Source organism: Arthrobacter sp. 260, assembly GCF_013116745.1.
In the GTDB taxonomy this organism is placed as follows: Bacteria; Actinomycetota; Actinomycetes; order Actinomycetales; family Micrococcaceae; genus Arthrobacter_D.
Genome location: NZ_JABFOE010000003.1, coordinates 165927 through 178248, shown reverse-complemented (window position 1 = coordinate 178248; position 12322 = coordinate 165927). Strand labels below are relative to the sequence as shown.

Genomic DNA, 12322 nt, shown 5'->3' with positions numbered 1-12322 from the left:
GGTAGGAATCAATCGGTGAATAGCTGAACTGTTTTTCCTGTCGAACAGGTAACAGTTTGAAGGCATCCCCTCGGGAATGCCCACTACAGCCATTCTACCTTGCCGTGCGCGCCAATACCGCACTAAACAGGCCCCTACTGGCGAATAAAGCCGGTTAGGAGCGACCGGGAGGGCACCTGCCAAGTCCGGATACCTCCCGAGGGCAATGCAGAGCCCTACACGGCGTTTACCGAACTGGCAAGAGTGGTGGAGCTGAGCATATGACCTCCGGTCCTATCCATAGGTGTCCCGTGGCCCCCGGCCCTTGACCGTCCGTCCGCCTTTTCGCCAGTTCGGAGATGAAGGACCCAACACCGAAATGCGCGTCACGACCCCACTTCCCAGCTCAGCATCGAACCGCTGGATCAACATAGGACTGATCAACCGCAGTTGGGTTGCCCAGGCAGTCGAATCGCACCGAACCAACACAGTATTTCCATCAAAGCTCTCGGGGCGGCAATGGAGTGCTATCTCCTGTCCAACCAACTCATCCCAGCGCGCAAGCACCGAGCCGACGGCTACCGGTGACTTCCAGCCCCGCTCGCTCAACAGTCTATTAAAGACATTTCCCAGGCCCTCCGGATCGCGCCCGGTGTAGGTCACCGACCCGGTATGGCGGCGTTTGGGCGGGGCCGAATCACGGCGTCCCGCCGGCAACCGCGTGTTTCCGCGGCCTTTCGAGGCATCACGCACCCGGTTCAGCAGGGACTGCGGAGCATCAAAATAGGATTCCTCGGTCAGGGGCGGGGACTTGGTGGAATCGTCTCCGTCCGCTGCGGCGCTGGAAAATGGGGCAGCGGACAAGGGGGTACCCGGAGGAGGGGCATTACCCACTGGGTCCTCGGAGGTTGGGTCAGTCCTGTCCGCCATCGGCCAACCCTCCCGGGACTACCCGGAACTGCTGTCCCGCCAGGGAATCGGGAATGTCATCCCCCACCGCCGCTGTGACCAACACCTGTTCGGCGCCACTGACAATCGCTGCGAGTTTCTTCCTGCGGTTGGCATCGAGTTCGGCGAAAACGTCGTCGAGAATGAGGACAGGTGTCCCTCCGGGAGTGTGATCATCCTCGATGAGCAAGTAATAGGATCCGAGTCGCAAGGATAATGCCATGGACCAGGTCTCACCGTGGGAGGCATAGCCCTTTGCAATGGTTCCGCCAAGGATCAGCTCGATGTCATCGCGATGCGGGCCGACCAGCGAGATGCCCCGATCCAGTTCCCTTTTCCGGTGGGACAGGAGTTCGGCGAGGAATCTCACAGTTATCTCATCCACGCTCATCCCATTGAGCGCCTCATCCTCGGCGGGCTGTCCCTCGCCCGCAGGGCCCGCCAGGGTCGACCGGTAACACGCCAGTGCCACCTTGGACCCATCAGTGAGCTGGTGGTAGGCGTGCTGCAGATGGGGTTGTAGCTGCCGAAGGACCTCAAGTCTGGCATGCACCAGCCTGGCGCCGGTCTCGGCAAGGTGCTGATCCCAGACGTCAAGGGTTGCCTCATGGGAGGCGGTAAACCTACCCGTAGTCCGTGCGGATTTCAGCAGCGCATTGCGCTGCTTGAGAACTCGCTCATAGTCCCCGCCGATACCGGCGCGATGCGGGAGCAGCGTCACCATCAGATCGTCGAGGAAACGGCGGCGATTCGAAGGGTCCCCCTTCACCAGCGCCAGATCCTCAGGTGCAAAGAGTACGGTGCGCAGAATACCGGCGGCGTTGCTGGCCCTGACTGGATTCGCCCGGTTTATCCGGGCACGGTTGGCCCGCTCGGCATTGATTTCCACCTCGACGCTCGTGGTCTGGGTTCCTCGGACGAGCCTGCCACGAATCAGGGCCCGGTCGGCGTCGAAAGCAATCAGCGGCTTGTCAGTGCTGACACGATGCGAGGAGAGGGAAGCAAGATAGCCGATGGCTTCGACGATGTTGGTTTTACCAACCCCATTGGGACCAACGAAGACTGTTGTGCCGGCCTCAAGAGGGACCTCTACCTGGCTATAGCTTCGGAAATCCGTCAGAGACAGATGCTGAACGTACACAATGCTCCACTCACGCGGATTCCCTGGGTGCGCGAACCGGGTGCCCACCAAACTGGTTACGCAACGCCGCAACCATTTTCATGGCTGGTGCATCGTCCTGGCGCGAAGAGAACCGGGCAAACAGGGCAGCGGTGATCGCCGGTACCGGAACCTCACTGGCCATCTTCCTTCGCCCGAATCCTCAACGTATCCGGCGATTCGGCCAAGTGCAGGGTCTTCCTCCAGGGCCTTTACGAGCAAATCCAGCAGCCAGGATCTGACAACAGTGCCGTGTTGCCAGGCCTGGAAAGTCCCATGGACGTCCTTGATAATGTCTTTCGCTGCCAGAAGTTCGTACCCTTCGGCGTAGGACTGCATCAGTCCGTATTCAATACCGTTGTGGACCATCTTGGCGTAATGCCCTGCCCCAACGTCACCGACATGGACAAAGCTTTCTTCACGAGGGCCGTCCGGGCGTAACGCGTCAAAGACGGGGAGTACCCGTTCAACGTCGGTGTCCGAGCCACCCACCATTAGCCCATAGCCGTTCTCGAGCCCCCAGATTCCCCCGGAAACTCCACAATCAACGAAGGCGATGCCCTGGTTCTCGAGCACTCCAGCGTTTGCCTGGTCTTCAGTGAAGCGTGAGTTTCCTCCGTCGATCACCAGATCCCCACCGTCCAACAGGTTCCCGAGTTCTGCAATAACCGTCCGCGTGGCTTCACCCGATGGGACCATCACCCACACCACGCGCGGTGTTGGGAGGTTGGCCACGAGTGCCTCCAGCGAGGGCACGTCGGTCAGCTCCGGGTTCCGGTCAAACCCAGTCACGGTCAGGCCCTTGCGCCGAAGCCTTTCCCGCATGTTGAATCCCATTTTTCCGAGTCCGATGAGGCCAATGTGCATTTCTGCTTCGCTTCCTGGGGTCGGTAAGGGGGACGGGGAATTGATTCCCTGGATGGTTACTGGTTGGCCATGCGTACCGGCATCAGCAGGTACCTGTAGTCGGTGCGGTCCTCGCCGGTGGCATCTTCCTGGGCAGAAATAACCACGGGCTTTGGTGGCGTGGTGAATGAAAAACGCACGAATTTGCTGTTGAAGGCGCCAAGACCCTCGCTCAGGTAATGCGGGTTGAAGGCGACCGTAATGTCATCCCCATCCAAGGTCGCCTCGATGGCCTCAGAGGCCTGGGCGTCTTCACCGGTGCCAGCGTCGAGGGTTACCTGACCGGGGCTGAAGGCCATCCTGACAGCGGTATTTCGTTCGGCCACCAGTGATACCCGTCGAACCGCTTCGACAAGGACACTTGTCTCGACGGTGGCATGAATCGGGGTACTTTCGGGAAAGAGGGCCCGGATCTTGGGATAGTCGCCGTCGACAAGCAGCGAAGTTGTCCTGCGGCCGCCACTTTCGAAACCGATCAGCTCACGGTCATTCGATAGCGCGATGCTGAGGTCGCCAGAACTGCCGAGAGTCTTGGCGACCTCGTTGAGTGTTTTCGCTTTTACGAGAGCGCTTGTGGAAATACCGGGGGTCCTGGGCTTCCAGGTCACTTCGCGAAGGGCGAGCCGGTACCGGTCAGTAGCCAGCAGTGTAATGAGATCATCCTCGATCTCCATCCTGACTCCGGTCAGGATCGGAAGCGTATCGTCGCGGCTTGCGGCAATGATCACCTGGGAAACGGCCTGGGCGAAGGCGTCGCCGTCGACAACTCCACTAACCTCGGGCGGTGTGGGGAGTTCCGGGTACTCTCCCTCGGGCATCGTCGCGAGGTTGAACCGGCTGTTCCGGCAAGTCAAGGTGACCTTGGTACCTTCGGTTTCCACTTCTACCGGGGCAGAGGGCAGACTTCGGCAAATGTCAGCCAGAAGACGCCCTGACACAAGGATGGTTCCCTCTTCGGCGATATCGGCAGGAATTTCAAGGCGGGCTGAGATCTCATAGTCGAAGCTGGCAAGGCTGAGCGATCCGCCAGAAGCTTTGATCAGCAGGCCAGAGAGCACCGGAACGGGTGGGCGAGGGGACAGGGAGCGCGCTGTCCAGGTCACGGCCTCAGCCAGTACATCCCGCTCAACTCTGAATTTCACTGAAGGGTGCCGCCTTTCTCTTTCGGGGATCTTGCGAAGTCGCGTAGCCGGCGGGTGGGGAGGAATCTGCCGCAGGGTAGGGAACAACATTACTTACAGAAAGCTTAGCCTGACTGCGCGAGGCGTTTCGCGACGGGTTTTTGGCATTTGGCGTGGGGCAGGGGGCGGTGAGCCAGCAGGGAAAATGTTATTTGGAAAACTCTTGGATTTAAGGTTCGTAGTGGTAGTAACGCCTGTTGAAACTGTGGATAACCTCTGTTGAGCCGCCAGCCGCTGGGGTACGCCTGTTGACAACCTGTGCATAGAAGTTACGGGCGCTCGGCGCGGGGTGTGGGCAAATTCGTTGAATTTCCGGGGATCCACAGCCTAGGGAAAGTTGTCCTCATTTTTAAGCGGGTTGTTCGACCGGTTATCCACAGTTCTATCCACACCTGTTAATACCACTGCTGTAGTTAGGCGTCTTTCCGGCGATGTTTGATCCGGTTGGTAAGTTCCGTGACCTGATTGAAGATGGCGCGGCGCTCTGCCATGAGTTCGCGAATCTTCCGGTCGGCGTGGATGACGGTGGTGTGGTCGCGGCCGCCGAGTTCCTGGCCAATCTTGGGAAGTGACATATCGGTCAGCTCCCTGCACAGATACATGGCAATCTGCCGGGCAGTGACGAGCGTGCGCGTTCTCGATTTGCTGCACAGCTCCTCCATGCTGATCTGGAAGTAGTCAGCCGTCTGCGCCATGATCACCGCGGAAGTGATTTCCTGGGCACCGTCGTCAGTGATCAGATCCTTCAGGACCACTTCGGCCAGCGTCACATCGACTGGCTGGCGATTCAGGCTGGCGAAGGCAGTGACCCGGATCAGTGCGCCCTCGAGCTCGCGGATATTGGTGGAAATCTTGGATGCGATGTATTCAAGAACATCGTCAGGGGCACTCATCCCCTCACTGATCGCTTTCTTCCGCAGAATAGCGATTCTCGTTTCGAGTTCGGGGGGCTGGATGTCCGTGAGCAGACCCCACTCGAACCGTGATCGCATCCGCTCCTCAAACCCGGAAAGTTGCTTCGGGGGTAGGTCAGAAGTGATGACCACCTGTTTGTTGTGGTTGTGGAGCGCATTGAACGTATGGAAGAACTCCTCCTGGGTGCGGTCCTTCCCGGACAGAAACTGGATGTCGTCAATGAGCAGGATGTCCACGTTGCGGTAGGTCTGCTTGAAACTTGTTCCTTCATCGTCACGGATGGAGTTGATGAAGTCGTTAGTGAACTCTTCGGAGTTCACGTAACGGACCCGGATGCCCGTGTACAGATGACGGGCATAGTGCCCAATCGCATGGAGCAGGTGAGTCTTTCCCAGCCCGGAATCCCCATAGATGAAAAGCGGGTTGTAGGCCTTGGCCGGAGCTTCGGCGACGGCGACCGCTGCAGCGTGGGCGAAACGGTTCGACGAACCGATAACGAAGGTATCGAAGATGTACTTCGGATTGAGGCGCCCAAACTCGTGGGAGTTACTCGGAAGAGTGGGTGCAGGCTTGGTCTCTTCCCGAATAGGTTCGCTTACCTGCGCCGGTTCGGAATCTTCCACCTCGACCGGGGTCAATTCAGGATCGATGACGAAAGCGCACTGCAGGTCCTCCCGGAAAACCGCCCGAAGGGCCTCGTCGAGCGCGGCCTTCAGATGGGTCTGCAGGACCTCACGTGTCAGCTCATTGGGGACAGCAACTAACAAGGTGGTCCCGATCAACCCTTGCGCCTGAGCCAGCACGACGAAGCCGCGTTGCCGCGGAGTCACCCGTTCATCGTGTTCCAGGGTGCGGATGACCTTACGCCAGGAACTCCCTACGTCGTTTATCTCGTCCGGGCCCACAAATACCTCTCACCATGTCCATCGAAAAAATGGCCATCATCCACAGGGTTATGCACAGATAGTGGATAAATGGCTCTTGGGCAAGACTAGAGGATGGGTAGTGCAGAAGATAGCTGGTCTCCGGGCCTGCAGGGGGTCCGTCAGGTAGCACGTCGGGGGGTGTTTCGGGACATGGGAAGTAGAGTTGTCCACAGATTGTGAACAAAAGAACACCACAGGGTCGCCCCATCGGTACCGGACCGCCCCAGTTTGACTGGCGTGGGCACGGTCGCCTAACGTTATGTAGTCCTATATGTCTGCATTTTGCATGCCTGCGCACCGGTTCACTGAACCGACCTGCACGGCCCCTGCTCCAGCCGCAGACAACACACGTCGAATCGCCAGTCTGTTCTTCCCCCTTGTAGCAACGGACTGGACGCATCCTAAGATTGTCTTGGAGTAAATACAGTGAGCAAGCGGACCTTTCAGCCGAATAACCGCCGCCGGGCTAAGAAGCACGGCTTTCGCCTTCGGATGCGCACCCGCGCTGGCCGAGCCATCCTTTCAGCACGCCGTGGCAAAGGCCGCACCGAGCTGTCGGCATAAGCTGCCGCAGCTAGTTTGACGAAGACGCGGGTCTGTTCAGCGACGCAACACGTCACAGCAACCCAGCTGTTCCGGAATCTCTAAATGTTGGCGCGTAGCAACAGGGTCCGGACAGCAACCGACTTCACCCATACCGTACGTTCCGGCTCCCGATCTGGGCGCCGGAACTTGGTGTTATATGCGGTAACCACGTCTGAGACAGATCCCAGCAGGTTCGGATTTATCGTCTCGAAGGCAGTCGGGAACGCAGTGACACGAAACCTCGTTAAGAGGAGACTAAGACAAATGGCGGCGTCAGCCCTCTCTCGGCATCCCAGCGGACTGGCCGTGGTGGTTCGCGCGCTGCCCCCTGCCGCTGATGCAACCTGGAGTCAGCTCGCTAGCGACTTCGACCGGGCATTTGACTCAGCATCCAGCAGGAAGAGAGGCAGCACATGAGCACTGCCGACTCTCCTGTTTCCCAGTTCCGTGACCTGCCGGCGAACTCAATGATCGGTCTCCTAAAGCTGTATCGAACGGTCATCTCTCCCTTGTATGGGCCCGTCTGCAGGTTCTTTCCTTCCTGCTCGGCCTACGCCCTCGAAGCGGTCACCGTGCATGGCGCCCTCAAAGGTAGCGGCCTGGCCATGCGACGGATCTGCCGATGCCACCCCTGGAACGACGGCGGTGTGGATCACGTCCCCACCGGCGGACGGACTTTCCCCCCGGGAAAAATACCCCAAATTGTTGTGCTGAATCATCCTGTGATTCCCGCTGATGACGAAAGCCGCTCGGCGGCCTGAGGAGCAAATAGCTATGGATTTCTTCGGTACCATCCTTTTCCCGTTCCAATGGTTGGTGTCATGGATCATGACGTTCTTCCACGACGGGTTCACTTTCCTGGGGATGGATGGGGCGTCGGGCTGGACCTGGACGCTCTCGATCGTCGGCCTCGTGGTTGTGATCCGTGCGGCTCTGATCCCGGTGTTCGTCAAGCAGATCAAAGCCCAGCGAGGGATGCAGGCGCTGCAGCCTGACCTGCGGAAGCTGCAGAAGAAGTACAAGGGCAAAACCGATCAGCTCTCTCGGCAGGCGATGACCCAAGAGCAGATGGCCCTGTACAAGAAGCACGGCACCAACCCGTTCGCTGCCTGCCTTCCCATTTTGATCCAGATGCCGTTCTTCTTCGCCCTCTTTACTGTGCTCAATGGTGTCTCCCGGGCCTCCGAGACCGGCGAAACCATCGGTGCAATGACCACCCAGGAGGTCCGTCAGTTCGATGATGCGACCATCTTCGGGGCGCCACTGTCCTCAACTTTTCTGGGGAGCTTCGGCGAGAACGCGAACGTCAGCGTCATCATTCTGTCGGTGATCATGATTCTGGCGATGACGGCGTCACAGTTCATCACCCAGAAGCAGATCATGGCCAAGAACATGTCGGAAGAGGCCATGCAGAGCCCCTTCATGCGACAGCAGAAACTGATGCTCTACATCCTCCCGTTGGTCTTCGGTATTGGTGGCATCAACTTCCCGATCGGCGTTCTGATCTACTGGACGACGACGAACATCTGGACGATGGCCCAGCAGTTCTATGTGATTCGTCGCATGCCTACCCCTGGTTCGCCAGCAGCAAAGGCACTGGCCGAGCGCCGTGCCAAGAAGGGCCTGCCGATGATGCCGCTTCTCGGCGAGAAGAAGTCCGAGCCAGTCGTCGAAGAGGTAATCGAGACCAAGGGGCAGCGCACCCAGCCGCAGCGTAAGAACAGGAAGAAAAAATGACCGCAGAGAATGTTCCCGCAGCAGATGGTGCAGACGAATCGATCGAAAGTGCGGCACAGGACAGCGAATCTTCGGTCACCATAAGTCGTTTGGAAGATGAGGGTGACGTCGCGGCTGACTACCTTGAAGAGCTTCTGGACATCGCGGATATCGATGGGGACATCGACATTGAGGTCAGGAACGGACGCACCTACATTTCGATTGTGTCCGAGGATCCCTCTAGCGGGTCGTTGAACGGTTTGGTGGGCAAGGATGGTGAAGTGCTCGAGGCACTGCAGGAGCTAGCCCGGCTGTCTGTACTCACCTCAACTGACAACCGGTCCCGCCTCGTATTGGACATCGACGGCTTCCGTGAGGTGCGTGGCAAGGAACTCCGTGACATTGCTGCCGACGCCGTTAAGAAGGCTAAGGAAACTGGCGACGAGGTTGCGCTCGAACCTATGTCAGCTTACGAACGAAAAATTGTGCATGATGTGGTGGCTGAACTCGGGTCCATTAGTGAGTCCGAGGGTGAGGGCTCTGGCCGACACATCGTCGTCTCGCCTGCGGACTCCTGACGGTTTCGGACCGGACACCTAGTCATGGCTGAGATCAGTGAGTCCGACCTCCGGGCCGCCCATACACTTTTTGGGGCCCGATTCGACTTGGCGGAACGTTATGTCGAGCACCTGGCAACAAGTGGAATCGAACGTGGGCTCCTGGGCCCCCGGGAGGTACCGCGACTGTGGAGCCGGCATGTGCTCAACTGCGCGGTCATTGCTGAGTTGTTCCCCTCCGAAGCCAGGGTTGCCGACGTCGGTAGTGGTGCCGGACTGCCGGGCATTGCCCTTGCAATCGCGCGCCCGGATCTATCCTTGACCCTCATCGAACCACTTGAGCGCCGCGTGATCTGGCTTCGTGAGGTAATTACTGAGCTGGAGCTCGCCAACGTTGAGGTGTTCAGGGGTCGCGCTGAGGAAGCCGTCGGTAAGGTCGAAGCAACAGTTGTCACCGCACGCGCAGTGTCGGCACTCGGCGGGCTGGCGGCGATGACTATCCCAATTCTCCAGGGGAAGGGCGAACTTCTGGCCATCAAGGGCCAGAGTGCGCCCGAGGAAGTGGCCAAGTCGCGGAAGCTCATCCGCAAGCTTGGGGGCCGGGATGTGACTGTGCAACAGGTCGGTGGAGAACTTCTCGAACAACCGACCACAGTAGTACGCGTCCTGGTCGGGTAGTTCTTCGTTTTGTCTAGCGAATCTTCCGGCGAACGACTACCTGGGGCTGGTTAGTCTTTGCCCACCGGCTACTCTTGAAGTAGGACCGGACCCCGGCATGGTGAAAGTGAGTTATCCCGCGTGACCCCGAAAGACACTCCAAAGCGGACGCAGCCGCTCATTGCTGATCGTGCTTCCCTTTCTGTCGACCAGAAGACTATTCAACCGGAAGCGGTTGTTGAGCAGTCGACAACCGGTGATGTTTCACGTGAAACGACCATATCGACTGCTGCCGCTCAAAAGATCGGAACCGAACGCCCAGCTTCGTCAAGTGCACCACAAAGGAACATTATGGATGCGATAGACGACAGCACCCCGTTGGCCAGGGAACTAGCCAACGAGAACCGACGCCGGGAAAAGTTGAGCGGTAGAACCCTTCCGCGTCCCCGGGCCACCAGGGTGTTCACGGTCAGTAACCAGAAGGGCGGAGTTGGAAAGACGACCACGACGGTCAACATTGCCGCTGCTCTTGCCGCCGCAGGGTTGAACGTGCTGGTGATCGATATTGACCCGCAAGGAAACGCTTCCACCGCCCTTGGCGTTCCGCACCACGCTGAAGTGGATAGCATTTACGATGTCCTGATAGATGACCTCCCCCTCGGGCAGGTGGTGGCCCAGTGCCCCGACGTATCAAACCTTTTGTGCGCTCCTGCGACCATCCATTTGGCCGGCGCGGAGATTGAGCTGGTGTCACTGGTAGCCAGGGAACAACGACTGCGGCGCGCAATCGACGTCTACGCGCGGGAACGTGCGGAGCAAGGTGAGGAACGTCTCGACTACATCTTTATCGATTGTCCGCCCAGCCTTGGCCTTCTCACCGTCAATGCGTTTGTTGCCGCCCAGGAGGTTCTGATCCCAATCCAATGTGAGTACTACGCATTGGAAGGGCTGAGCCAGCTGCTGAAGAACATTGAAATGATCCAGAAGCACCTCAATGCGGAGCTCGTGGTGTCCACGATTCTCCTGACGATGTATGACGGCAGGACTAATCTTGCCGCCCAGGTAGCTTCTGAGGTTCGTGAACACTTCCCCAAGCAGGTTCTCAAGGCAGTAATCCCCCGGTCGGTGCGGATTTCGGAAGCGCCCAGCTACCAGCAGACCGTCATGACCTATGACCCTTCGTCCAGCGGTGCGCTCTCCTACCTTGAAGCCGCATCCGAAATAGCTGAACGCAGTTAGCGCAGGTCGCGGGTATCCGCGATTCACCGCAGTACTATGGGATCAACAACAAACTCTGCAGATTGATTCTGCGCATCTGAAGGGACCGGCTCATGGTTGAGAAGCGACGCGGATTAGGGCGTGGACTGGGTGCGCTTATCCCGAGTGCCCCAGCAAGCGAACCCGCTGAGACGGCAGAATCCCCCGCTCCCCGCAGCGGTCGACCAGCTGACATGTTTTTCCCGGCAGCACCCGAACGAGGTGCACGGGCCGCAGACCGTGATACATCGGGTGGAAGTTCAACACGAACAGGTTCCGGCATCAACAAGGAGGCGCTCAGAGCTCCCACCCGTGAGTCCAAACGGAACTCTCCAAAGAGAGCCGGCGCCACCGCGAGCCGTGACAAGACGACCAGAAGGCCTGAAGCCGCAAACAAGGGCGAGACCGCATCAGCTCCAATAGGGCGGGAAGCGCCTGAGCAGGATACTGAGAACACCGAATTCACACCCGGTGAGGAATCCGGTCTCCCAACCGAGACAATGGTGAGTCCTTCAGCTGTGGAAGCTGACGTGAATGAGAATACCGGGGCTGACGACACGCCCACTGCCGAATCTGTTTCAGAGGTGGTTCCCGGTGGGGATGGTGTTTCACGTGAAACCACTGTCGCTGAGAGTGGCCCAGTTCTGATGACAGTGCCGGGTGCAACCTTCGCCGAGATCCAGGTCGACCTCATCCATGCCAACCGGAAGCAGCCTCGTAGCGTCTTCGATGAAGACGAGATGGCGGAACTGGTCAACTCTATTCGGGAGATTGGTGTACTACAGCCCATTGTGGTTCGCCCCTCTTCCGAGGGTGGGGATCAGCCCTATGAACTGGTCATGGGTGAACGGCGGTGGCGGGCTACCCGAGAAGCTGGGCTGGACGCTGTGCCGGCCATCATTCGATCGACTACTGACGATGATCTTCTCAGGGACGCGCTTCTGGAGAACTTGCATCGTAGTCAACTGAACCCGCTTGAGGAAGCGGCTGCGTATCGGCAACTTTTGGATGATTTCGGTTGCTCCCACGATGAGCTGGCAGAACGAATCGGCAGGTCCCGTCCCCAGATATCCAACACCCTGCGTCTGATGAAGCTTCCGCCCCTCGTTCAGCGGCGACTCGCGGCTGGCATCATCTCGGCAGGACATGCCAGGGCGCTGCTCGGACTGAGTGACCAGGTAGAGATGGAGAAGCTGGCACAGAAGATTGTTGCTGAAGGTCTTTCGGTACGTACTACCGAGGAGCTGGTGTCGATGAACGATGGGCTCAGGCGGCCGGTCAAATCATCCAGCCCCCGAGCGGGCGCCCGCCATGAACGCTTGGACTACCTTGCTACTTCGCTGTCCGATCGCTTGGATACCAACGTCAAGATCACGCTTGGTGCCCGGAAGGGTAAAGTCAGCATTGAGTTCGCCAGTGTTGACGATCTGAATCGGATCATGGGCGTATTGGGATCTGGTCAGCCCTCACAGTAACCGATCCTGTTTCACGTGAAACAGTTGATGAGATGTTTCACGTGAAACAGGGATGTATCCG

12 protein-coding genes and 1 pseudogene are annotated in these 12322 nt (G+C 58.6%); 8 read left to right on the top strand and 5 right to left on the bottom strand.

The annotated features are described in order from the left end of the window. Nucleotides 1-273: 273 nt before the first annotated feature. The 5 genes and pseudogenes from HMI57_RS05170 to dnaA all read right to left on the bottom strand — a co-directional run bounded on the left by HMI57_RS05170 (nt 274) and on the right by dnaA (nt 5993). Nucleotides 274-780, bottom strand: coding sequence for a DciA family protein (locus HMI57_RS05170; RefSeq protein WP_225667846.1), 507 nt, complete (start codon nt 778-780; stop codon nt 274-276). A 112-nt stretch (nt 781-892) separates the two neighbouring features. Then, nucleotides 893-2068 (bottom strand): DNA replication/repair protein RecF, encoded by a 1176-nt coding sequence (gene recF, locus HMI57_RS05165; protein ID WP_171584870.1) that lies wholly within the window; start codon nt 2066-2068, stop codon nt 893-895. Between the two features lie 10 nt (nt 2069-2078). Continuing rightward, a pseudogene (gnd, locus tag HMI57_RS05160) lies at nt 2079-2953 on the bottom strand (phosphogluconate dehydrogenase (NAD(+)-dependent, decarboxylating)). A gap of 56 nt (nt 2954-3009) precedes the next feature. Next, nucleotides 3010-4134 carry a DNA polymerase III subunit beta gene (gene dnaN, locus HMI57_RS05155; protein ID WP_171584869.1) on the bottom strand — a complete coding sequence of 375 codons (1125 nt, stop codon included), beginning with the start codon at nt 4132-4134 and terminating at the stop codon, nt 3010-3012. 452 nt (nt 4135-4586) lie between these two features. Continuing rightward, nucleotides 4587-5993, bottom strand: a complete 1407-nt coding sequence (dnaA, locus tag HMI57_RS05150; RefSeq protein WP_171584868.1) for a chromosomal replication initiator protein DnaA — start codon at nt 5991-5993, stop codon at nt 4587-4589. A gap of 447 nt (nt 5994-6440) precedes the next feature. On the opposite strand from dnaA, the gene rpmH reads away from it, so the two are divergent. The 8 genes from rpmH to HMI57_RS05110 all read left to right on the top strand — a co-directional run bounded on the left by rpmH (nt 6441) and on the right by HMI57_RS05110 (nt 12261). Beyond that, nucleotides 6441-6578, top strand: coding sequence for a 50S ribosomal protein L34 (gene rpmH, locus HMI57_RS05145; RefSeq protein ID WP_022892375.1), 138 nt, complete (start codon nt 6441-6443; stop codon nt 6576-6578). Between the two features lie 84 nt (nt 6579-6662). After that, on the top strand, nt 6663-7016 hold the full coding sequence (gene rnpA / locus HMI57_RS05140) for a ribonuclease P protein component (protein ID WP_171584867.1): 354 nt from the start codon (nt 6663-6665) through the stop codon (nt 7014-7016). Then, nucleotides 7013-7360, top strand: a complete 348-nt coding sequence (gene yidD, locus HMI57_RS05135; protein ID WP_171584866.1) for a membrane protein insertion efficiency factor YidD — start codon at nt 7013-7015, stop codon at nt 7358-7360. The genes rnpA and yidD overlap by 4 nt, the downstream gene beginning before the upstream one ends. A 13-nt stretch (nt 7361-7373) precedes the next feature. Beyond that, nucleotides 7374-8336: a membrane protein insertase YidC gene (gene yidC, locus HMI57_RS05130; protein WP_171584865.1), complete on the top strand. Its 963-nt coding sequence runs from the start codon at nt 7374-7376 to the stop codon at nt 8334-8336. Beyond that, on the top strand, nt 8333-8893 hold the full coding sequence (locus HMI57_RS05125) for a R3H domain-containing nucleic acid-binding protein (RefSeq protein WP_171584864.1): 561 nt from the start codon (nt 8333-8335) through the stop codon (nt 8891-8893). The genes yidC and HMI57_RS05125 overlap by 4 nt, the downstream gene beginning before the upstream one ends. A gap of 24 nt (nt 8894-8917) precedes the next feature. After that, a complete protein-coding gene (gene rsmG / locus HMI57_RS05120; RefSeq protein ID WP_171584863.1) occupies nt 8918-9550 on the top strand; it encodes a 16S rRNA (guanine(527)-N(7))-methyltransferase RsmG in 633 nt (210 codons plus the stop codon). A 282-nt stretch (nt 9551-9832) separates the two neighbouring features. Next, the gene (locus tag HMI57_RS05115) at nt 9833-10768 is read left to right on the top strand and encodes a ParA family protein (protein ID WP_346655140.1); all 936 of its coding nucleotides are present in this window, start codon (nt 9833-9835) and stop codon (nt 10766-10768) included. A gap of 92 nt (nt 10769-10860) precedes the next feature. After that, on the top strand, nt 10861-12261 hold the full coding sequence (locus HMI57_RS05110; protein ID WP_171584862.1) for a ParB/RepB/Spo0J family partition protein: 1401 nt from the start codon (nt 10861-10863) through the stop codon (nt 12259-12261). Nucleotides 12262-12322: the final 61 nt, after the last annotated feature.